Source organism: Shewanella sp. KX20019 (assembly GCF_016757755.1).
In the GTDB taxonomy this organism is placed as follows: domain Bacteria; phylum Pseudomonadota; class Gammaproteobacteria; order Enterobacterales; family Shewanellaceae; genus Shewanella.
This window is the reverse complement of sequence record NZ_CP068437.1, coordinates 620,061-642,476: the sequence shown is the minus strand read 5'-3', so window position 1 is coordinate 642,476 and position 22,416 is coordinate 620,061. Positions and strand designations below refer to the sequence as shown.

Sequence of the window (22,416 nt, the reverse complement as noted above, 5' to 3'; positions counted from 1 at the left end):
ATCCTTTTATTTAGAAGTAATATATATTGTGAATAAAGAAACAAAAACGCAAATAAGAATTGCAATATTTATATACATAATAAACCTTTAATAATCACTTATTATTCGCACTGAAACATTCAAAATTATCATCTAGCTTATCAATATAAGCATCAATCATATAATCATTTCTTGCTATAAACTTAACCGTTTCACCTTTAACTGAAAAACCATACATCATTATTTTTCCATACAAAGGATTATCTTGATAAAATACAAATGATGCTTCTTTTCTTTCTTGATATACTCGCTCACGAACTTTATTTTCCATTCCAAGACCGATAAAAACTGATCCAGAACTATCATCTAAAGCGTATTTAATATCTCTTACAGTATTATCAAAGCTACATGTTGATTGCATTATTAATGATAATTCCATTTCTTCAATCTGCTTATTTGATGGAAGTGAAGAACAACCAGTTAAAAACAAGAAACTAATAACAACCATTACTTTAAATATATTTTTCATTTTAATGCTTCCAATTTATTTTTTTCAATATCCGCTTCAACTTTATCCCAACAGCGGCCAATACACTTTAATAATTGTTCGCGGTTTTTATATCCGTCTTTATTACCTGTAATATATTGCTGGCCATCCCATTCAGAATAATTTGTTACTGTTGGGAAATAAAAAACACCTTGTTCATCTTCCGCCTTAACAGATCCAACAACTTCAAGCGGATAACAATTTTTATGATTAATCATCATGTAACCAAATTCTAAATCAGTCACTCTTATTCTTGGTTTTATTTCTTTTGTCAAAATATACCCTTATTATTGGCGGGTTTCCCCGCCATTCTTTTAAGCTAATTATTCAGGTTGAATAATTTCTTCTTTATTTGTATTTATTGCAATTTGAGCAACAGAAAAACCAACGCCAAAAGTTAATGTTTTAATCACAAACGCCAAAGCACACCCCGCCAAAGTTGGTAAAATAACAATGACTTCAAGACCACAAAGCCCAATAATCAAAGCGCCGCAAACAATTATAAATATTGTGATAATTGTATCTAATGTTTCTAAGGTGGCTTTAAACGCGTGTATTTTTTTCAATTTAATTTCCTTACCTGAATAGGTATTGTGTTTTTTAATATTGGCGGGCTTCCCCGCCGTTTTGGTTAGTGAATTATTGCTTGTTTGCGGGCTTCTTCTGCACGACAGTAATCAACCCAGGCGGCCCACTCGCCTTGAAGCGTTGGTTCCTTGATGCAAATATCATGGCGAAATGTGCAAACCTGGCCACTTGCAAGCGTGATTTCAATTTTCGTTTTATCATATCCATAGCTTTCATTTGTTTTAGCCATAAAGCGTTTTTGATTAGCCAATGTTAACCATGAAAGGCGGTTGTATTCTTCCATGCTTACACGCTGGTTAATATCGAATGATTCAGAGCGTAGCGCCTTGTTAAACACGCTTGATTCAGACCAGATAACCTTGATTGAAACAATTTCTTTATCTTCATCAGCAACGTTTTCAGGACGTTTCGCGCCATGTGATAACGGTGAAATAAAGCCAGCTTCACGCATTACTTTAACTTGTGCCAAAGTCATTTTGAATTTAACTGGTTCAGCTTCAATAACAGTGATTTCAATTAATTCAACAGGCTTTGCAGTAAAGTGAACAACCACTTCATCACAAAAGTAATAAGGACCATCACGAAGCGTTAAATGCGTGTTGTTGCCTTCAGAATCAGCGTGAAGTTTAACTTCAAGTTCGTTGTAGTTGGCAGCCATGAAAGCGTTAACTTCTTCAGCAGTCATAGCCACATCAGCATTCTTGCTGAATGAATCATCCATGTTGCTTGAAGAAGTTTGGATTGTGATATAAGTCGCTTCAGCGATGAAAGAAGCGATTTTTTTTGATGCGTTTTTGCGGATTTTAATAGTGTTCATGTTTTGCTCCAAGTCGGCAATGGCCGCTGTTTGTGTGCTTTGTTTCGATAGAGCTATACTAGGCCATTTCGGCCTAACCTGCAAGAACTATTTCACATACATCTTAAAATAATTTTTTCTTCTTTATTGCATCAACCATTTCATCATGGCCAACCTTTGCATCATCCCAGGTTCTATACCTAATCATGGCCCCGTCACGGATACCACCAAAAACCATGGTTTCAAAAATAATGGGTTTTCCGTTGTCGTACCAGTTATGATCCAGGCCCAAGAACACTGTGCTTACCCGTACAGCCTCAGAACGAAAATGATTGATCTTGCCAAGCATTTTCTTGTTGCCTTTCTTTATGGGCTTTTGTGGCCCTTGTATATAGTCGCCAACATGCCGCGCATTATTCCTTGCAGCCCATCCCATCCAATTAGACCAAGCAAAAAAATCATCGCCAACACAAACAGGATTCTTCCCGATAAGAATATAATTTAAATTCATATTATCTAATCTCACTCATACCCATGATAGAACCAGTAATTACAAATCTTTTATTTTTTAAAATCTTGTTAAGATTTATTTCATTGGAATTATCACCAGTTATTAGATAAAGCAAATCACATTTGAAAAGTATTGAAATTTGAATGGCCATAGAACAACGGGGTTCTGTTTTCCCCGTTTCCATATCAAGATAAGTTTGTCGGGCCATGCCCAATCGTAAAGCGGCAGAAACTTGAGTAAACCCGGCGAATTCGCGGGCCTCTTTAATTCTACGATTCATAATAACCTTCCACGGAAAGCGCCATAGTTGGCGCTTTAAAATCAATTATTCAAATATTGCAATCACTTTAATTGCATCATTTGGAACCTTACCCATCATGATCAGGATTTTTCGCCATATAGAAAAAGGAACATCACGTTCACCTGATCTGAAGGCCCTGATTCTACGGTTGCCAGCAAGGCCAAGCATTGCGGCAATTTTTGCATCAGATAATTCAGGATTGTGATCTTTTAATTGATTTAAATAGTGATCAACAATTGCGCCGTTTGGCGGTTCAAAGCCTTCATCTTCTAACAATAAATGTGTTGTAGGGTACAAAGTTTCATCAAAGCCAGTTTTATCTTCAATGAAGTCAGCTTTCAAATTCTTTTTAATAACAGCAATAGCCGATTTAGAACCGATTTCAAGAGCTTCTTTTCGCGTTAATTGTTTCATATTCATTAATAATTCTACCCCTTAATTTTTGTCCAGGTAAAAACGTTACAACCCTTCTTGCAGATATTTCAACGCTTTCTAAAGTCTTTGGGTTTCTCCCTGGTCTTGGTTTTTTATCCCGGATTGAAAAGTTACCAAATCCAGAAAGTTTTAATTCTTGTCCGCTTTCAAGGTGTTCACGCATTGTTGAAAAAAACGATTCAACAAATTCCTTTGATTCTTTTTTTGAAAGCCCAACATTGTAATTTAGATTTTCAGCCAAAACGGCTTTGGTTAAAGTCATATTTATCCTTAATAATTAAGGGGGCCAAAGCCCCCTATATTAACCTAACTGAATGTTTTTAATATCAGATACTTTGATATTAACTAGGTTTGTTGTCCCTGTTGCAAGCGCTTTAAAAACGCCTTCAGCATGGATACCTTCAAACCAATAAAACAGAAATCTAGGGTTTAATAAATCAGTGTTTAACACCTTAACCCCAATTGATTCAGCATTGAATTCCTGTGTTGGAAAACCAACTTTGCCGAGTGAACCACGGCGGCAAATCCAGAAATCCGCATCTTCAAGATTAGTGCAGATTTTACATACATCAGATAGTTTCATTATTAAAGAACCCGGTTATCATTTAGCCTTCCAAGATTGGTGGCTTTCTCTGTAACCTGTGATGTATACTAGGCCATTTCGGCCTAACCTGCAAGTGTTTTATTTAAAGTTTGTAAAAATTGGCACAAACGGTGCTTCATACTTTCCAATAAATTGATCTTTGCCATTCTCTTTGGTTGTAACAACCATATTGAATGTAAAAATTGCATCTTTACTGAAAATATAATCAACTTCAATATTACGTGTGCCATGTGGCGTTTTCTTGTTTATTTCTAGCTTTCCATGGTTTCCAAAGCCTTCAGTTTTTTTAAAGCCAAATTCTTCATCTTCATAAAAAACATCAACAGAAACATCAGATTCAATTATTGTTTGTTTAACAGTAATTGTTGATCTTAATTCTTCAGTTGGGCAACTGCTGTCAAGTTGACAATATACATATTCGCCAACATTGGTTTCATTAACATTCAAATAATCAGCCATTGCAACTAAGTCATAAGAAAAGATATTTCTTCCATCAATAGACATTATTGAACCATTTGAACCAATGGTGATTTCGCTTATATCTAAGCCACTAACATTGATTGTGAAAGTTTTAGAAAAATCATTACTTTTTACTGAAGCAATTACTTTGTCACTTCCGGTTTTATTTGTAATTTCATATTCAGCCGTATAATTACCACTTGAAAAAATATCATTAGCAGTAAATGGCTTTATTAGTGTTGGGCCTGTTGGGATCGTTGCTGTTCCTGGTTTATAAGGTTCAACGATGATCGGCTTAACAGGTTCAACAGTAATTGTTTCATCAACTGGCCCAGGGGTTTGGCTTCCTGGTTTGATTGATGTTGGCCCTTCAGGTTTGGTTATTGTTTCCGGCTCATATGGAAGGAGTTCTTCAACAATAGGCTTAACAGGCGCAACAGTGATTGTTTCATCAACTGGCGGCTGTGTTTCTTTTACTGGCTGAATTTCTTCAGCCTCTTTAATTGGTTCATCTTTGCTATCTACTCCACAAGCAGATAATGAAGAAGCCAGCATTAACACCATTAGTGTTTGTTTAAAACAAGTCATTTTATACCTCAATTTTTAAAGAACTGTTCACCTCTTGGGAACATGGCCATTATGGCCTAACCTTACGCAACAACACAAGTAAAAACTTCACGTTTTGTAAAATAGTTTTACCCCTGGTCATTTTTTATTACTATCAGTGTCACGCTGACACACTTTGTGTCATTTTTTGTCAAAAAAAAGCCCATTGATTAAACGGGCTTTTTTACCATTGATAAATTCATCAATAGAGATCATCAAGCGATTTGGACCAAATCACTTTAATCATTGTCACTTCATTGGTCATATATGACGTTTCAAATTCATTGTTAACCAAGAATTTACAATCATACATCACCCACTTTTCAATTATTTCAGGCAATGTGTAACCACAACTTTTATCTATGGTTACAAACCCGGTAAACGTTCTAGTGCAAATTGCTTTTGAAACTGTTCCAGCTTGCTTGTTTAATTCCTTTTGGAAATTAACCATTGCTTCAAGTTGATTTGATTTTTTTAAATCTTCTTTTATTTTATATTTGCGAATAAGATTTGCATCAATTAATGAATTTTTCAAAATGTGCTTGGCATAAGTTAAATTAGAACAAAGTTCTTTTGTATAAAAAACATCTTCAGAATTAAACCTTTCATTTATAACCAGGCTGATTTTATTATCAACTTCAATAAAATCAATTGCCCATAACACACCTGAATACATTTTTAATAAACGGGCCTTTCCTTTATCTTTAATGTCTCGTAAAGTTATTGCACTAATAGCTTTCTGATCCATTAATGAACTGTGCCTTTATCATCACGTTGTGATTTTGGTTTAACAACAACAGCTCCACTAAATTCTTTGCCAGTTATTTCTTCATAAGCAATCATTTTTTTTATGATAGTTTCAGGATCAAGACCAGTTTCACTTTCAAATAGTCTTTTATTGAATCTGCTTGATAATTCAAATAACAATGATTCTTTTGGATCATCACTATGATCAAGTGCATCATATATTGCTTGCAAGAATATATCCTGTTCAAGTCCAGTTGATAATAAGCCCAGGAATGTTGATGCAATCATTTTTCTTGCAAATTCTAATCTTATAGTAAAATCAAGTTCATCTTTTGAAAAACAATTAACTGTTTCATTTTCACTTACAACATTTTCAATAAATAGCTTTTCAAATTCAGGTAATTTTTTTTCAATATCTTTTGCACTTTCACTAATAAAATCACATAAGTTGCACATAAAAAGTCCTTTCTAAAAATGGGTTGCCCCCCTTATTTTTGCTAGGTGGCTAAGGGGGGACTTTGACGGCCTACTACACATCAAACATATAGGCTTTTGGCGCTGTGTCGGCATACTTGGTTAAAAAATATGCCTACTGTTTGATGCTTGGGGGCTAGGTTAAATGGCTTTATTTCAACGCCATTCAATTTCTGGAAGAAGATAATCTTCCTTTGTCTTTTTGTCATTTTCGCAAGCGGTAATAAATAGTTTTGGAAGTGGTCCCTGGCCTGACCAAAAATGTTCTTTTCCATCAACTTCACATTTATATTTTAAAGGTCGCTTATTGTATGGTCTTTTTACTGTTGTTGTTCCCATATCACGTGCGCGTTTCATTCCGGCAATCTGTTGATTGCTGAATATATCAAAGAGATCACTATCAGATAGGCCCAATTCTTTTGCTGTTCTCTTAACTTGTTCTAGTTTAAGAAGCTTTTCTTGTTTAATTCTTTCGGCGGCTTCTTCATCAAGTTCTTTAACTTCTAATATAGCTGTTGATACTTTACTAAATTTCTTTAGGTTAGAAATTGACATTTCATTGAAGAATGCTTTTAGTTTTAATTCATTTCCAGATATTTCATCAAGAAAATATCTTACTGCTTCCTTTCTCTTAGTGTGAGAATCAACCTTATCTTTAAGTATAGTATCCATTGTTACCACCAATCAGTTTCTTATTATGTTTCGATACATTAAAAAATATATCTATTAAGTCTTATTTACAAGTTGTAAAACTTAATTACATGGCATTTTGTATATTTATATGCAATTGCGTGATTTTGATCACACTAATATCACTACCAAACACAAGGAATGTTCGCTTTGTAACAAGCTGACACAAAAAAACACCGTTTAAGGTGTTTGATTTAAAATAGGTCATTTTTGAAGCAATGGGAATTGTTTGCGATATGAAAAGTGTGATCATTGACCAAACAGAATATCTTTATTGGATTTTATCTTGATCATTTGTAGAAAGGGGGTAAAGTTGCGCCCTGGTTACTACCTCCGCCAAGATTAAGTAACCGCGAACAGTATGAAGCTTAGGGCTTCGGCTGGACTGTCCAAAGGGCGGGTTGCATGATAACCCTTTGATCGACTAAATCAAGTCCAACTTTAAAATTCCCCTAAATTTCTTTCTTTTCGTGGTTAATTCTACCGCCAAGGTAGTAACCGTTCCCCTGATTAAATTCAGGCCGCTTGTGTGGGATAGTGAGTAGCACAAGCGAGTAAACCCGGGTTCCATTATGAAACGTTAGCTTAGGGCGTTTCATTGCGGTTGGGGCATTAACCCGGGAACGGTAAAGGAGATCGGCCAAATAGGATTTTTGGCCGGGGCAATCGCCGTGCGGAAATCCTAGAAGCAACCCATGTGGAAAGTGGGCGGGGTTCAAGATTGCAGTTGTACCAGGTAGCTTTAAACCGGGGTACGCCTTCAGGATTATACGGATGAACTGAAGATTATTCTCAAGTGGCGCTTTTTCAACTTTTTGTTGTCGCGTCCCTTGGGGAAGATCTATCTTCTAGATCTCTAATATCTAGATCTAGATCTTATTATATATTAAACAAACGAAATTCTGTTGATAAGTGCGCTAAAGCTATGGCTGACAAGGGATAGAGAGAATGATAACTTGTGGATAAACTTGTATAATTTATGTATTAAGTTATAAACAACAAATACCGCCAATTCAGGATTGGTGATATTCCGCTTCAGACTGCGTTCACTGTTCCTGCTTGCTGCGCTGCGCGGGCCTCAGTAAACTTGCTTTAGCGTTGCGGGTTAAAACATTACTTTGAATGGTAGCCGTGGGCGGACTCGAACCGCCACACCTTTCGGCGGGGGATTTTGAATCCCCTATGTCTACCAATTTCATCACACGGCCAACTTTCAAAGCACCCGGTTTAAGGCCCGGGTATCCTTTCGGTATCCAACAAATTTTTAGGGCATCCAGAAAACTTGTTTTTTACCTTTGCCTTTAAATCGTAGCTTATTGATTTACATTCTGAATTTTAAAGCCGTTTACAGAAACACTCGATTGCTTAGGGCGAATGATGCTGAAGCTTTTGAATCCGACGTGTCTACCAATTCCACCACTCAGGCTTTGTTGCTATCCTCTGTAGGTTCATGCTTGCCCCTAAAGAGTGAATCGAATTATACCTGCGGATATCGGAATGGCAAGCACTTTGAATTGACTTTCTCATCAACTGAACAAATTTCAAACTTAACTGTGGTTGATTGTACATAATCAATACTAAAAACTTAAATTAGCCAAGAGTAAAATTAGCAAGACGTGATCAATAGCATGTTTATTAACAATTACGCAGCAAATTTACAGTAAGCGAGTTCTAACTTGACCAAGATCAATTACTACAACTTAAGAGAGGAGTATTTTGGTTGTGAACTAATAAGAAAGAGGATTTCGCACATGGCATTTTGGTTAGATTTGATGTTTGGCAACGCTATCGGCTTGCTTTCAATGATCGTTATTTTTTGCACTATCGGCATCATGTCTTATCTGATGTGGTTGTTCTATACCAAATCTGCAGATCCTGAGAGTTAATCTCCAACGTTATATACCCATCCTACTTGAAGATGCTCGTTTCAGAGGCGTTGTGCCAGTTCAACTCTAGGCGCATTAACATAGAAATGGTTATTCCCTTTTAAGTTAGTGCAACAACGAAGTGGGCTTGCACAACACCTTCTACGATGGGTTTTAATGGACTTTACTCTGTGTTATTGATTTTACTAAGGGAACGACCATTAGTGGCAATCAACGCCTTGATTAAAGTCCATTAAATTCCCACTGAATCCTGCATCTTCAGGTAGGATGGCTATATTAATGCAGGGGGGCTATTTGCCCCCATTTTTATGCGCTGTTTTAGAAGAAAGCGTACAGCAACGAAACACCTTGCGGCCCGTTCCCCAGCCTTTATCAACTATCGAACCAATAGCTACGCTGCGTGTTTACGCGGTGTAACAAAGCTATTGATAAACTGTGGCCGCGCTTTAATCAGATTCTTCATCTCTTCAGGGCTTGGCTCGCCCATAGGAAAGCGCAAAACTTGACGATTCAGATGCTCCCGAGCCCGCATCGATATTTTAAAATCTGCAGTTGAACCTTGGATAGCGTAGTGCTTTTGGTTGCCAAGATACTCCAAAATACCCGCGCTAGATAAACTCTTAACCGCTTGCTCCGCTTCAGGCAAAGTTAAAATAGTTTCACCTTGCAAAAAGAACTCTCTGAGTAAAGCGCGCTCGTTAGGATCAAGTAGTTTTACTTTCTCTTCAATCACTTCAACTGATCGTTTGGCACTTAAATAGCTAATCGATTCATCGAGAAAGTAATTGAGGATCTGCGTCAATAAATAAGCTGCACCTATAATCAAACCTAGTCCGATAAAGTGAGCATGTAGCTCTGAAAATTCAGCAAGGTTAATTGATGCTAATAAAGTAACCGGGGTAAATAGCAGTGCTGCACATGCTAATGAAAGCCACAGCATTGCTTTAAGCATCAACTTTTTAATTGATGTACCTTTAAAAGATAATGCATCGAAACTTATTTTTTGCATAGCTAAATCCAGTGTCAGAAATCTGTTATTAGCTAGATAAAAGCAAAAATGATGCCAAAGATCGCGTCAAAAAATAAGGATCAAATATTAAGTACAGCGCCCGTCAACAGTAAATATTCAAATGTGAAGAAAGTATCAGTTAACTACGAACCTGTGCCGACAGCCTTGGATGCCAATTTGGTCAGCACTCGGCTTACCGCAACAAAACCAAAGGTACCGGTAACCACTGTGACAGCGCCAAATCCGGACGCACAATCCATACGCATACTGCCTTCGGCCGTTGTCTTAGTATTGCAAACAGAGCCATCGGCTTGGGGATAAACTAACTGCTCAGTTGAGAACACCGCTTCGATACCAAATCGACGCGCGACATTTTTTGAAAAATTATACTCACGCCTAAGTAAGTTTCGCACTTTAGCAAGCAAAGGATCTTGATAGGTTTTAGCTAGATCTGCCACCTGTACTTGGGTAGGATCTGTCTGTCCACCCGCTCCACCGACAGTGACAATCGGTAACTTTTGCCGTTTACACCAGGCAATTAATGCTGTTTTTGGTTTTACTGCATCGATACAATCAATGACGTAATCCAGATCACCGCCAGCCCTTTTACCCTGAAAATAGGCAGACAAATTATCTACCGTAATGAAGTCTTCGATCTCATTAACGATACACTCTGGATTGATCTGTTTTAATCGCTGTGCCATCACTTCGACTTTAGATTCACCAATCGTCTCTTTTAACGCATGTGATTGACGGTTGGTATTGGTCACACAGATATCATCAAGATCAATTAGCGTTATCTGGCCAACACCACTCCTAGCAAGAGATTCTGCCACCCACGTACCAACTCCCCCAATTCCCACGACAACCACGTGAGATTGCGAAAAATATTGCAGTGCTTGTTGGCCATATAAGCGGCCAATTCCAGCAAAACGATTTAAATAGGCGTCTGACAACATTTGATTTTTCACGGTGATACTCAACTGGGAGAGATAATAGATAGAAAGCGATAGACGATTTTATCTCAATTCAGTGTAAAACTCTAAAGTTTTACCAGCAACGATGACAACTATGTGAACAGCTTTAGCCAAAAAAGACAAACTGGCCATATCACTGTAACCAGTTATCTCACTTGGATTAAATACCTGTTTAACAAAGGTAAATAGCCATGATAAATGTCACGCAACATCTGTGAAATGTGATCTTGATCGCGCTATTGAGTTTCTGTTCGATGCACTATTTTGGCCGACAAATACAGCTTCAGCTTGGTTATTCAGCCAGTTAGATAGTCAAGATTGAAAGCCCAAACTTAGATTAGCAATACACAACAGGAAGATGAAAATGAAAAGAACTGTTCTGTCCGCCACGATTATCTCAGCACTCACCGCCACCTCTTTTACAGCATTAGCTGATGGCCCGAACTTTTATGGTCGTGCTGATCTAGCAATCACTAACTCTGACATGGGTATGGCAACGCAAAACCAGAAGTCTGGCACCATCATCGAGAACAACTTCTCCTGGTTAGGTGTTAAAGGAACTGAAAAGATTAACGATGGACTGGAAGTCGTTTACCAAATGGAGTTTGGTGTCAGTAACTTTGACAATTCTGGCGATACCTTCGGCGCCCGTAATACATTTCTAGGCCTTAAGTCTGCTACCGCAGGTACCATTCTTGTCGGTCGTAACGATACAGTGTTCAAAGCTGCGGAGGGTGGATTTGACCTCTTCGGTAACACTAACTCAGATATCGATCTGTTAGCCGCTGGTCAAACAAGAAGTGCCGATGGATTTACCTACTACTCACCAAAAATCGCCGATCTTGTCACCTTTAATGCCACCTATTTGATGGATGACAATTACGACCAACTAGATGCTTCTGGCGATGACAAGTACACAGATAATATGTATGCCCTTAGCGCGACCATTGGTGATAAAGCCCTTAAAACGCAAAACTACTACGTATCTGCGGCATATAACGACAGCATTGAAAATGTGATCGCTTACCGTGGCGTAGCCCAAGTTAAACTAGGTAATGTCATTGTTGGTGGTTTTTACCAAAACAGTGAACACGTTGACAGCAAGTATGACAACTTAGAAGGTGACACTTATTTTATAAATGCCGCCTATGTTTTGGGTAACTTAAAGCTTAAAGCCATGTACGGTAGCGATGATTCAGGTTTGGGTAAATATGTTAGCCGTTATGTGGGTGGAAATGACGGTTCACTAGAAACTGTTAGCGATGTCGATCTGCAGCAGTTCAGTGTTGGTGCGGACTACCGCTTAAGCAAGAACATGCTTATTTATGGGCACTACACTAAATATGATGGCGACATGATGTTAAGTAACGTTAAGCAAGACTTAGGTGACGATATCGTCACCATTGGTATGCGTTTCGATTTTTAATCGTAAAAAACATCATTCGCAAAGGCAGCCATCGCTGCCTTTCTTATGATCACAACGATCACAAAGCCAACCAAAAAAGAACATAAAGGCAACATTTCAACCGCTTCATTCAATTATGTCGCTATAATCACTTCACAATCATTTTTCAATCTTTAACATTGACGGTAATCTCCGCCAATAATAGTTTTACACTCGCTAATTAAGCATTAGCAGTTTTAACCAAACTCCATACAAATACCCCTTTAGAGATACAAGATAAAAGTGAATTGTGTCGAAATGGCCATTTAAACAACCAAATTAATTTGATCACCACAAAAAAGTAGCAATTCTATCGTGGAAAACTCAAAACTTGATCTAGCCCACAATTTCATAGCCATAAAACTGTAATATTTGCTCCCACAATTGTTACGAGCTCGGATGCTCGTAACAAAAACAAAAGTTTATGTAAAAAACCATAAGAAACGTATAAGAACTTAGGTTCTGGGAGCAAATGAAATGAAAAAGACACTTATCTCTGCATCAGTGGCATCAGTTTTAACTCTAGCTTCGTTCGGCGCACTAGCCGAAAGTCCAAGCTTTTACGGCCGTTTAGACCTAGCTGTAACGAATTCAGACACTAGCACCACACTTCAAGGTGGCACTAACGGTGCTACAGTTGGTGAAAGCGGTACTTATCTAGAAAACAACTTCTCTCACATTGGTGTTAAGGGTAGCGAGAGCTTAACTAGCAACATCGATGTTATCTACCAAATGGAGTTCCAAGTAGAAAACACTTCTGGTAACAGTGATACATTTAAATCTCGTAACACTTTCCTAGGTCTTAAATCAGCAAACCTAGGTACTGTACTTGTTGGTCGTAACGACACAGTATTCAAGCAAGCAGAAGGTGGTGTTGACGTATTTGGTAACACTAACGCCGATATCGATCGTCTAGTTGCTGGGCAAACTCGTTCAGCTGATGGTTTCTGGTACTACTCTCCAAAGATTGCAGATCTAGTTACATTAAACGCAACTTACTTGATGACTGATAACAACCAAGGTGCGGGTACTGATTCAGATTCTCAGTATGCATTGAGCGCTACACTTGGTGACAAGAAGCTTAAAGCACAAAGCTACTATGCAGCTGGTGCATACAACAAAGGCATCGGCGGTATCGATGCATACCGTGCAGTTGCTCAAGTTAAGTTTGGTCAATTCAAGTTTGGTGGTTTCTTCCAGAACTCTGAAGGCGCTATCTCTAGCGGTGAAAAGAAAAATGATCATCTTGATGGTGACACTTACTTCGTCAATGCTGTTTACAACCTAAACGGCGTAAACCTAAAAGCTGAGTTCGGTGCTGATACTTCTGGTCTAAGCAAGTACTTCAAGAATGCTGGCGGTGTTACAAATGACACAACCGTTTCTGACGTAAACGTTCAAGTTATCACTGTTGGTGCTGACTACAAGATCTCTAAGTCAACTATGGTATATGGCCACTACGCTATGTACGAAGGCGACTACAAAATTGCAGGCGCTAAGATTGATCTAGAAGATGACAGCGTATTCACTATCGGTATGCGTTACAACTTCTAATCGATTGAGTCTTAAGACTCTCTAACGATTGACCCCAAAAAAGCGACCTTATGGTCGCTTTTTTAATGTCTAAAATAAGGTCGAATCGGTTAATGGCCGGTAAACGCTAAGACGGTAAATGCTGAGACGATTTAAAGCCGGGAGGGCTGAGACGGGAAACCCTGAGACGATAACGCTGAGACGATAACGCTGAGACGATAACGCTGAGACGGTAACGCTGAGACGGTAACGCTAAGACGGTAACGCTAAGACGGTAACGCTAAGATGGTAACGCTAAGATGGTAACGCTAAGACGGTAACGCTAAGACTAAACACCCGGAACAACTAGCCTCAGCTTATCTTTTACGGCTTTAACTCTGCTTTAATTCCGTTTATTTCCCCGGCTCTTAATCGGCTTTTAACTGTTTCTTCCCGGCTCCTAATCCGCTTCAAACCGGCTATCAACCGTTTCTTAGTCGACTCTTAATCGGCTCTTAATCGTTTCTTCCCCCGACTCTTAGTCGACTCTTAACCGGCTCTTAATCGGCTCTTAATCGGCTCTTAATCGGCTCTTAATCGGCTTTCCCAGCTTCTAGCGGCCTAACCTCTTCTGGTTAACTTATAAACCGATTCGGTTAATGATGACACCTGCTTTTTAATGAAGCGAGGATTATCACTTAGCACATCATTAGTGGCTAAACGCTCAATCTCAAAATTATCACTCATGTTAGCCATAACCCAGTCATCTGATACCGCAAATGGTGGACCATTTAACTCTGACTGTGGGTAATCTAAGGTGATTAACAGACCAACACTGCCAGCTGGGATCAAATTCGCAAGTTGCTTGGCATAGTTAAGTCGCATCGCATCAGGCCAAGCGATGAGTGCCGCCCTATCATAAAATGCGCTGACGTTTTCCATATCTAGGCGGTTCAAGGTAAAGATATCGCCTTGATAAATGGTGATCTGCTCGGTTTGGTAGCGCTGATGTTCATCCACCTTGTCGACGCTATAAGGTAGGTTATTCTCTTGATAAAACTGAGACACCGCTAAATCATTTAGCTCACATGCGATCACACCATGACCTTGCTCCGCTAAAAAGCACATGTCTAAAGATTTACCACATAGAGGGACGAAAACTTGGCTATCGGCGGCGAGTTGTAGCTGCGGCCAATACTGAACTAATAGCGGGTTAACAGCACTGAGATGAAAGCCTATCTGTTGGGCATCCCATTTTTCATGCCAAAAGCTTGGTTGCATAACTAGGTCCTAAAAGTATTTGATTGGGCATATCCAAAAACTTGCACATATAGCCTAAAACAGTAAAAAAACACCGCTTAGCTACACCTCAACTTCGGCATACCACTTTGATAGCAATACTCTAAAGCCAACACACTCCATTAGCAAAAGGAAAACCAAGCTGCAGCGATATTATGCTGCGGAGATATCGAGTGCTTTTTGCACTTTTTTAAGCCAGGTACAGTTTTCACATTCACAATGACGGCGAGACAAATGATGCGGACTTAAGCTCGAATCGATAAAGTCGACAGCAACTAACAGCTGTTGTCTTAACTCCTCTGCCGTTTTTTGATCCACTGCAACGGTTTCATCGTTATGATTCATCCAGGTACACTCCATCCCCTGATGACAATTGATGCACTGCATGTCGGTATGGTTAAAAAAACCAGCATGTGGACATTGGTTCAGCTCCATTGACTGTAAAATACGCTGCCTAGGATACTCGAGTAACTCGATCAACCGCGACTTATCTAACCCTGACATATAATCACCTTGTGCAGACCGCACTGACTTTATTAGTTTATCCATTCTAGTACTGACTCCAAGATTACCTTTCTCTTATTGGTACAGAATTGATATGCATCAATATCTGTTTCAAAATAGTTCGTTAGGTGTGACTGACTTCCCTCTTTTAAACGGCAATCTTTATTAACTGATCCAATGAGCTTGGACTATCAGCGCTAATGTTGATTTAATAAGGATTGCTAATAACGAGGAGTGATACTTGCAAACGCCGGAACTACAACACTTTTATATCTCTGAAGAGCAATCCATCTACCTAATGGCAGCAAATGATGCCCGTAGACGTCGCGCTTGGATGAGACTCTGTAAACAGCAACTGAACAAGCTTGGTTACAAAGAGTTCGAACTGGTGGGTAAAGGCGCTTATGGTTTTGTATTTGCTGGAGTTAATGCACAAGGAGAAGCCCATGTTTTTAAGTTCTCTCGCTTAACGCTGCCACAACATGTGCAAGATAGGCTGGAAGAGGAAGCGTTTATGCTCTCTCAGGTTATCCATCCCAATGTGCCTCCGGCGATAAAATATCAACATGTGGGTAAGCAAGGTATTTTGGTGATGGCCAGAGCACCGGGAGAGGACTTGGAACAGCTTTGTTTGCGTATTGGCGCTCTGCCTGTGGCCATGGTGATGAACATTGCCCGCCAGTTGGCTGCAATACTCAAGTACTTGCATAATGGCCGGCCACTTATCCATGGCGATATAAAACCGTCAAACCTTGTTTATGATGTCACTACTCAGCATCTGTCTTTAATCGACTGGGGGTCTGCTGTATTTGCCCAACGCGACAATGACGGTAACCCAGTTAACGGCAATGTGATGGATTTAATGTCTAGCGATCAGCAACATACTAATGCCCGCATGGGAGATGTATATTTTATCGGTGAAGAGCAACTTAATGGGGCATTGTCGAGCCCACGATTTGACGAGCAAGGCGTAGCTGCAACGCTCTACGCATTGGCTTCAGGCCAAGCCAGTCGCTTTGGCAGTAGAGTTATCCCCGCCACCAGCATTGGCTTACCAATTGAACTGGCCAAAACCTTAGACGGTATGTTAAGTGAAGATCCCGTTCAACGACAACATGCCGGGGATTACTTTGTTAAAAGTATGGCCCATAGCCATAGAATGCATCTGCCTGAAATCAATAGCGGACCGCTTATCGCCGATATTCCAATTTGGGTATTAGCGAGCAATAAAGAGGTAGAAACCGTTACCTATAGTTCACGTAAGGCTTTTCTCCAAGAGCACAATACAGATGATCCCATTGCCAAGATGGATGATCTGCAATTAGAGAAGTACTACCGTAACTTTATGGCGGGTATGGGTGATACCGAAAAAGGCTTTATCGCGGCGGTCGGCCGCATCGCGCAATATGACATCGTCGGCGGATTGGCTATTCATTGGCGAGAAACAGGGGTGTTTATTGATTCTAATCTCGCGCTATACAACGAGAGTCAAAAAAAGGCCTTAACAATTGCAGTCAATAACATGGTCACGCTTGCCAGTGGTATTCACCGTATTGGGGTATTTAAAGCCTGTTTCTTTAACGCCAGAGATACACTGCATATCGAGCGAGAAGACAGTCAACAACCGTTTATTATTGGTAGCGAACAACAGTTACCTTTTGAAGTGGGTGATGTGCCATCTTTGGAAGATCGTTCAAGATTGCACTCTTACTTTGAAGATGGCCGCGATCCAGAAGAAAACTTAGAACTTCCCAGAGAGATCATGACCGAGCTTGCCATCATTAACCAGATTCATCATACCGGCTGCATCATCTTCGAAGCACTGCCTAAGCATATGAAGATCCACAGCTACTTGCGTTTACTTAATCCGCGAAAACAAGCGGCATTTCGCGGCTGTTTAGACCGCATCTTAAGCCATGTCGATAAAATACAAGGCAAAGGGGTGTCTGGGTTTATGAAGCTGCCCTATAAAAACACCCGTAAATTTAACCATGTGGAACGCAAACCAGATCTCTTTTATCCACGAAACCCGAAACAAGACACAAATAAAAATTAGCCTTTAGGCTCTGCTTTATCATCTTTAGCTTTGTCGTCCTCATCAAGCGTACCCTCAACTTGATGCGTTTCAGGACGCTTATCACTTGGATCGACTTTACGCTCAAAATCACCATCAAAAGTGTTGCCGTCATCAAAAGGTGACTGACCACCCTGCTGACCAAATGGATTGCCTTGGCCGCCCATGCCGGGGCCAAAGCCTCCCTGAAAGCCTCCATTGGCTTTAACTTTCAGTTGCATCCGCTTGAAGAAGTAACCCGCTACCGGAATGCGCGTAAATGGTGTTAACAAAATCAAACCAAGAAAGTCCGTTACAAAACCGGGAATAAGTAACAGTAGGCCCGCTACCGCTAACATCATCCCTTCAACAATCTCCTGCCCTGGCGCTTCGCCACGAGCCATCTTTTGCTGTACTTGCATCAAGGTACTAATACCTTGGCTGCGTACTAACGACACCCCAACAACAGCGGTAAAAATAACCAACGCCACAGTGGTCCAGCTACCGAGGGCTTCGCCGACTCGGATCAGTACAGATAGCTCCATCACAGGAACTACGACAAAAATTAACAACAAAATTAAAAACACGCTGGCCTCACATTTTTTGATGGTGATGAAAACTAAATTGGGGTTAGTCGGTCTATTTTCAAGTCATATATGACCATAGACATTAAAACCGCCACAGTTTCAGCTCAAATGCCAACGCATTTGTAAGCAAAAACTACTGGTATCACTATTTTCGCAATGCCCTAATGCATGCATTAGGCAAAACACGTAAAGTAGCGTTAGCGACAATTGCAGCAACAAGCTTAATTCAATTGCCTTAAAGCAGCTTTAATCTGTGTAGTTTAAATTGAGTAAGCTATAAGCAGGAAAGACGATGTTAAATGGACAATGAATTTTTACTGGTAATAACCACCAGCCCTGACGAAGCGTTGGCTAAATGTTTAGCACACTCGTTAATGAAGGCCAAACTTGCTGCATGCGTACAGATCTCATCAGCGGTAACATCCGTATATGAGTGGCAAGGTGATATTTGTGAAGAGAAGGAGTTCTGTTTACAAATTAAGTGTCTCGCCAAGCACTACGCAGCGATTGAGACTGCAGTATTGGAGCTGCACCCCTATGACGTTCCCGAGCTAATAGCAATACCTGTAACACGGGGATTGCCAGCCTATTTTGATTGGATAAAAGAAACCACACAGCCATGAAAAAAATGATTACTCTGTTTTTAGCCTCCCTGCTACTGCTTAGCCCACTAGCGCACGCTGAAAGCATTTTCGATAGCAATAAATTCTCCTTTTTAAAGGGTGAACCTGAACTAATGCCCGTCGATCAAGCATTTGTTTTCGACTTTAAACAGCAAGGCGATAAGGTCAAAATAAGCTGGGTCATTGCCGACGGTTACTACATGTACCGCGACAAACTGAAATTTGAAGCCGACGGTGCAGTATTAGGCGAAATTGCACTGCCCAAAGGTAAAGCTCATAACGATGAGTACTTTGGTGAGCAAGAAGTGTATTACTCTTATATTGAGATACCTGTTGCGATAAAAGAAGCGGTCGCAGGCGACAAGCTTAACGTCACCTTTATGGGCTGCGCCGAAGGTAAGCTTTGCTTCCCCCCAACCAAGCGTACCGCAGTGCTAACTGATGTTAACGCCAATGACGGCATTCTTGACCTACCAAATAGCAGTGACCTTACTGCTGCTAGTGATGCTGACGTTGCGCCTATTACCCAGCAAGATAGCTTAAGCCAGATGCTTGCAGGCGACAGCCTGATTTGGACCTTGGTGATCTTCTTTGGTTTAGGTATTGGGCTGGCATTAACGCCATGCGTGTTCCCGATGTACCCAATTCTGTCAGGCATTATAGTGGGTCAAGGAAAGAAGCTCTCTACTGCTAAAGCCTTTAGCTTGTCTATGGTCTACGTCCAAGGTATGGCTATCACCTATTCCTTGGTGGGTCTTGTGGTGGCTTCTGCTGGCATGAAGTATCAAGCATATCTACAGCATCCTGCAGTATTGATTGTGCTCGCCGTTTTATTCTTCGTCTTAAGCTTGTCTATGTTTGGCTTATACGATCTAAAACTACCATCGAGCTGGCAAGAGAAGATGAACTCAATGTCGAACAACCAAAAAGGCGGCAACGTCATTGGTGTGTTCTTGATGGGTGTCATCTCTGGACTCGTCGCCTCGCCTTGTACCACGGCGCCACTGTCAGGCGCACTCATCTATGTGGCACAAACAGGCGATCTACTACAAGGCTTCTTAGCGCTCTATGTACTCAGTATGGGGATGGGCATACCACTGTTGATTATTGGTACCTCAGGCGGCAAGATCCTACCGAGAGCGGGTAGTTGGATGGATATCATTAAGACCATTTTTGGCTTCCTACTCATCGCAGTATCGATTGTCATGCTAGGGCGAATTTGGCCAGGCTTGATCTCCGATGTCTTATGGTCACTTTGGGGCGTCGTTCTAGTCGGCTACCTAATGCATCAAAATAAGCTAACGGAATTTAACTGGAAACAAACCACTCGAGCAGTACTGCTGTTGCTTGTTTTCCTCGGGAGTTTCTCCTATGGCATGCAAGCCGTGATGAATCATTTTGGTTTTACCTCTCACGCTAATGCTAACCTGAGCAGTGTCGAGCAATCTCATGGATTTAAGCGCATTAAATCGCTTGAAGATCTCAATAGTGAAATTGCAGGGGCGACGGAACAAGGCAAAACAGTGATGGTCGATTTTTATGCTGTCTGGTGCGTTGCCTGCAAAGAGTTTGAAGCGATTACCTTCAAAGATGCTGCAGTGATGGACCGAATGGACAAGATGGTATTGCTGCAAGCCGATGTGACCAACAATGATGATATCGACATTGAGTTACTCGAGCATTACGACATATTAGGCTTACCAACGCTACTGATGTTTGATGAAACCGGCGCCATAAGAGATGACTTACGAGTCACCGGTTTTATGCGTCCAAAAGCCTTCGCTGAGCATCTGGATCACTTAGTTAAATAAAGTTTCAACAAGCTTTATCAAGCCCCTTTGGTCATTGACCTGAGGGGCTTTTTTCTGGTTTGGGGATAGCTCTGGTAGTAACCCAAATTTTCTGTTGAAAGTAGCCACCCCTAGCCGCCGAGCGGGTCCTTATACCATAGGTAAACGGTAAAATAGTTGCCAAAATTCAGTTAAGCTTCATGAAATTAAAGTACAATGGTGCGTCATAATATCAATTCGAATAGTGGCGAGTACAACCCGCTGTTATTTAATCCGGATTGAATAATAACCTCTTGCAAGGAGCAATATGGAACCCGCTATACTCATCATCACCTTAGCCTGCGGCATGCTAGTCAGCCGTGTGGGACTGCCCCCACTTATCGGCTATCTAGTTGCGGGATTTGTACTGTTTTTATTTGGAATTGAAGAATCGAGTTTGCCAATGCTAGAGCAATTGGCAAACTTGGGCGTTACTTTACTGTTGTTTGCCATTGGTCTTAAGCTGGATATTCGCAGTCTATTTAAAGTCGAGGTTTGGGCTGGTTCCAGCCTGCACCTGCTCGGCTCAATGCTGTTTTTCATCCCACTGTTAAAACTGTTAGGCTTACTCGGCTTAGAGCAATTAACAGGACTTGAGCTCAACCAACTAGGGCTGCTGGCGTTTGCTTTAAGTTTCTCTAGCACCATTTTTGCGGTAAAAATCCTTGAAGATAAAGGTGATATGCAGTCGCTCTATGGTCGAGTCGCGATTGGTATCTTAATTATGCAGGATATCTTTGCGGTTGCATTCTTGACGATTTCCAAAGGCGATATTCCCTCATACTGGGCGTTATGCTTACTGCTACTGCCGTTAGCAAAACCACTTATTTACAAGGCGTTTGACCGCGTCGGTCATGGAGAACTACTGGTACTTTTCGGTTTAGTCATGGCGCTAGTTATGGGTGCATGGTTATTTGAGGTCGTTGGTCTAAAGCCGGATCTCGGTGCACTCGTCATTGGTATTCTGTTGGCGGGACACCCAAAATCGTCAGAGCTGGCAAAATCACTGTTTTACTTTAAAGAGCTATTCTTAGTCGCATTTTTCTTAACCGTTGGCCTCAATGGTCTACCGACCTTCTCCGATATTGGTTTGGCCGCCATATTGGTATTAGTAGTACCGATTAAAATCCTATTATTCCTCTACCTGTTGACCCACTTTAAGCTGCGCTCTCGTACCTCACTGCTGTCATCTTTCAGCTTAGGTAATTACAGTGAGTTTGGCTTGATTGTCGCCGCTGTTGCAACCTCAAAAGGTTGGTTACCACCTCAATGGATGATTATTCTAGCGGTCGCCCTCAGTTTCAGCTTTTTGTTCTCAGCGCCGCTCAATATCGCTTCAAATAGACTCTACCAAAAGTATCAAAGTCGGTTACAGCGTTTAGAGAAACACCCACTGCACCCAGAGGATCGCCCTATACATGTTGGTAATCCAAGGTTTCTGATCTTAGGAATGGGCCGCATTGGTTGCGGAGCATATGACGAGCTGCGAACCCAATATGATGGTGAGATCTTAGGAATTGAACATAAGCAAGATCTGGTCGATTACCATATAAAGCAGGGCCGCAACGTGGTGCAAGGAGACGCTTCAGATACCGATTTTTGGGAGAAACTGGATAATGCTCCCAATCTTGAACTGGTGTTACTTGCCATGCCACATCATGTGGGTAACTTGTTTGCGGTTGAGCAACTAAAACGGCTAGATTACCGAGGTAAACTAAGCGCGATAGTGCAATATAAAGAAGATGCTGAGTCGCTCAGTGAGTCCGGAGTACACAGTATTTACAACTTATACGAGGCTGCTGGTGCGGGTTTTGTCGACCATGTAGTCAAAGAGTTACTGAGTCCCAATGGCACTGAACCTGATAACCCAGATGCGGTTAACCATGCTAATGAGGCTAAGATTAGCTAACTTTTAACGTACCTCGTAACAAAACAGCCTTTAAATTGTATACATTA

Annotated in this window: 25 protein-coding genes and 1 tRNA gene; 7 read left to right on the top strand and 19 right to left on the bottom strand. The window is 40.7% G+C overall.

Features of this window, described 5'->3' with window-relative positions:
* Window positions 1-94: 94 nt before the first annotated feature.
* The 14 genes from JK628_RS02800 to JK628_RS02735 all read right to left on the bottom strand — a co-directional run bounded on the left by JK628_RS02800 (window position 95) and on the right by JK628_RS02735 (window position 7,945).
* Entirely contained in the window at window positions 95-508 is a 414-nt protein-coding gene (locus tag JK628_RS02800; RefSeq protein ID WP_202287760.1) for a hypothetical protein, read from the bottom strand.
* Entirely contained in the window at window positions 505-801 is a 297-nt protein-coding gene (locus JK628_RS02795) for a hypothetical protein (RefSeq protein WP_202287759.1), read from the bottom strand. The genes JK628_RS02800 and JK628_RS02795 overlap by 4 nt, the downstream gene beginning before the upstream one ends.
* A 48-nt stretch (window positions 802-849) precedes the next feature.
* Window positions 850-1,092, bottom strand: coding sequence for a hypothetical protein (locus JK628_RS02790; protein ID WP_202287758.1), 243 nt, complete (start codon window positions 1,090-1,092; stop codon window positions 850-852).
* A 65-nt stretch (window positions 1,093-1,157) separates the two neighbouring features.
* Window positions 1,158-1,931, bottom strand: a complete 774-nt coding sequence (locus JK628_RS02785; RefSeq protein WP_202287757.1) for an LPD25 domain-containing protein — start codon at window positions 1,929-1,931, stop codon at window positions 1,158-1,160.
* A gap of 103 nt (window positions 1,932-2,034) precedes the next feature.
* Window positions 2,035-2,421, bottom strand: coding sequence for a hypothetical protein (locus tag JK628_RS02780; RefSeq protein WP_202287756.1), 387 nt, complete (start codon window positions 2,419-2,421; stop codon window positions 2,035-2,037).
* A 1-nt stretch (window position 2,422) separates the two neighbouring features.
* Window positions 2,423-2,701, bottom strand: coding sequence for a helix-turn-helix transcriptional regulator (locus JK628_RS02775; RefSeq protein ID WP_202287755.1), 279 nt, complete (start codon window positions 2,699-2,701; stop codon window positions 2,423-2,425).
* A gap of 45 nt (window positions 2,702-2,746) precedes the next feature.
* Window positions 2,747-3,142, bottom strand: coding sequence for a hypothetical protein (locus JK628_RS02770; RefSeq protein WP_202287754.1), 396 nt, complete (start codon window positions 3,140-3,142; stop codon window positions 2,747-2,749).
* Window positions 3,105-3,419 carry an integration host factor subunit alpha gene (locus tag JK628_RS02765; protein WP_202287753.1) on the bottom strand — a complete coding sequence of 105 codons (315 nt, stop codon included), beginning with the start codon at window positions 3,417-3,419 and terminating at the stop codon, window positions 3,105-3,107. The genes JK628_RS02770 and JK628_RS02765 overlap by 38 nt, the downstream gene beginning before the upstream one ends.
* A 39-nt stretch (window positions 3,420-3,458) precedes the next feature.
* Window positions 3,459-3,740 (bottom strand): hypothetical protein, encoded by a 282-nt coding sequence (locus tag JK628_RS02760; RefSeq protein ID WP_202287752.1) that lies wholly within the window; start codon window positions 3,738-3,740, stop codon window positions 3,459-3,461.
* Window positions 3,741-3,839: 99 nt separating this feature from the next.
* Window positions 3,840-4,808: a hypothetical protein gene (locus JK628_RS02755; RefSeq protein ID WP_202287751.1), complete on the bottom strand. Its 969-nt coding sequence runs from the start codon at window positions 4,806-4,808 to the stop codon at window positions 3,840-3,842.
* A gap of 220 nt (window positions 4,809-5,028) precedes the next feature.
* Window positions 5,029-5,574 (bottom strand): hypothetical protein, encoded by a 546-nt coding sequence (locus JK628_RS02750; protein ID WP_202287750.1) that lies wholly within the window; start codon window positions 5,572-5,574, stop codon window positions 5,029-5,031.
* Window positions 5,574-6,029: a hypothetical protein gene (locus JK628_RS02745; RefSeq protein ID WP_202287749.1), complete on the bottom strand. Its 456-nt coding sequence runs from the start codon at window positions 6,027-6,029 to the stop codon at window positions 5,574-5,576. The genes JK628_RS02750 and JK628_RS02745 overlap by 1 nt, the downstream gene beginning before the upstream one ends.
* A gap of 174 nt (window positions 6,030-6,203) precedes the next feature.
* Window positions 6,204-6,719 carry an H-NS histone family protein gene (locus JK628_RS02740; RefSeq protein ID WP_202287748.1) on the bottom strand — a complete coding sequence of 172 codons (516 nt, stop codon included), beginning with the start codon at window positions 6,717-6,719 and terminating at the stop codon, window positions 6,204-6,206.
* Between the two features lie 1,141 nt (window positions 6,720-7,860).
* A tRNA-Leu gene (locus JK628_RS02735) sits at window positions 7,861-7,945 on the bottom strand.
* Between the two features lie 543 nt (window positions 7,946-8,488).
* Here JK628_RS02735 and JK628_RS02730 point away from each other — a divergent pair.
* Entirely contained in the window at window positions 8,489-8,623 is a 135-nt protein-coding gene (locus JK628_RS02730; RefSeq protein WP_202287747.1) for a DUF3149 domain-containing protein, read from the top strand.
* A gap of 391 nt (window positions 8,624-9,014) precedes the next feature.
* On the opposite strand, the gene JK628_RS02725 is transcribed toward JK628_RS02730, so the two are convergent.
* Window positions 9,015-9,632 carry a superinfection exclusion B family protein gene (locus JK628_RS02725; RefSeq protein WP_202287746.1) on the bottom strand — a complete coding sequence of 206 codons (618 nt, stop codon included), beginning with the start codon at window positions 9,630-9,632 and terminating at the stop codon, window positions 9,015-9,017.
* Window positions 9,633-9,775: 143 nt separating this feature from the next.
* Window positions 9,776-10,591 (bottom strand): tRNA cyclic N6-threonylcarbamoyladenosine(37) synthase TcdA, encoded by an 816-nt coding sequence (tcdA, locus tag JK628_RS02720; protein ID WP_202289691.1) that lies wholly within the window; start codon window positions 10,589-10,591, stop codon window positions 9,776-9,778.
* Between the two features lie 382 nt (window positions 10,592-10,973).
* On the opposite strand from tcdA, the gene JK628_RS02715 reads away from it, so the two are divergent.
* Together JK628_RS02715 and JK628_RS02710 are read left to right on the top strand one after the other, a co-directional pair.
* A complete protein-coding gene (locus tag JK628_RS02715; RefSeq protein WP_202287745.1) occupies window positions 10,974-12,035 on the top strand; it encodes a porin in 1,062 nt (353 codons plus the stop codon).
* Between the two features lie 495 nt (window positions 12,036-12,530).
* Window positions 12,531-13,607 carry a porin gene (locus JK628_RS02710; RefSeq protein WP_202287744.1) on the top strand — a complete coding sequence of 359 codons (1,077 nt, stop codon included), beginning with the start codon at window positions 12,531-12,533 and terminating at the stop codon, window positions 13,605-13,607.
* Between the two features lie 579 nt (window positions 13,608-14,186).
* Here JK628_RS02710 and JK628_RS02705 read toward each other — a convergent pair.
* Together JK628_RS02705 and JK628_RS02700 are read right to left on the bottom strand one after the other, a co-directional pair.
* Window positions 14,187-14,846, bottom strand: a complete 660-nt coding sequence (locus JK628_RS02705) for a thiopurine S-methyltransferase (RefSeq protein WP_202287743.1) — start codon at window positions 14,844-14,846, stop codon at window positions 14,187-14,189.
* Between the two features lie 171 nt (window positions 14,847-15,017).
* Window positions 15,018-15,368, bottom strand: coding sequence for a hypothetical protein (locus tag JK628_RS02700; protein WP_202289690.1), 351 nt, complete (start codon window positions 15,366-15,368; stop codon window positions 15,018-15,020).
* A gap of 241 nt (window positions 15,369-15,609) precedes the next feature.
* On the opposite strand from JK628_RS02700, the gene JK628_RS02695 reads away from it, so the two are divergent.
* Window positions 15,610-17,424: a serine/threonine protein kinase gene (locus JK628_RS02695; RefSeq protein ID WP_202287742.1), complete on the top strand. Its 1,815-nt coding sequence runs from the start codon at window positions 15,610-15,612 to the stop codon at window positions 17,422-17,424.
* Here JK628_RS02695 and JK628_RS02690 read toward each other — a convergent pair.
* A complete protein-coding gene (locus tag JK628_RS02690; RefSeq protein WP_202287741.1) occupies window positions 17,421-18,008 on the bottom strand; it encodes an FxsA family protein in 588 nt (195 codons plus the stop codon). The genes JK628_RS02695 and JK628_RS02690 overlap by 4 nt on opposite strands.
* 299 nt (window positions 18,009-18,307) lie before the next feature.
* On the opposite strand from JK628_RS02690, the gene cutA reads away from it, so the two are divergent.
* The 3 genes from cutA (at window position 18,308) to JK628_RS02675 (ending at window position 22,369) form a co-directional block, all read left to right on the top strand.
* Complete coding sequence (gene cutA, locus JK628_RS02685; RefSeq protein WP_202287740.1) at window positions 18,308-18,631, top strand: divalent-cation tolerance protein CutA; 324 nt, start codon at window positions 18,308-18,310, stop codon at window positions 18,629-18,631.
* Window positions 18,628-20,442, top strand: coding sequence for a protein-disulfide reductase DsbD (locus JK628_RS02680; RefSeq protein WP_202287739.1), 1,815 nt, complete (start codon window positions 18,628-18,630; stop codon window positions 20,440-20,442). The genes cutA and JK628_RS02680 overlap by 4 nt, the downstream gene beginning before the upstream one ends.
* Window positions 20,443-20,728: 286 nt before the next feature.
* Window positions 20,729-22,369 carry a cation:proton antiporter family protein gene (locus JK628_RS02675; protein ID WP_202287738.1) on the top strand — a complete coding sequence of 547 codons (1,641 nt, stop codon included), beginning with the start codon at window positions 20,729-20,731 and terminating at the stop codon, window positions 22,367-22,369.
* Window positions 22,370-22,416: the final 47 nt, after the last annotated feature.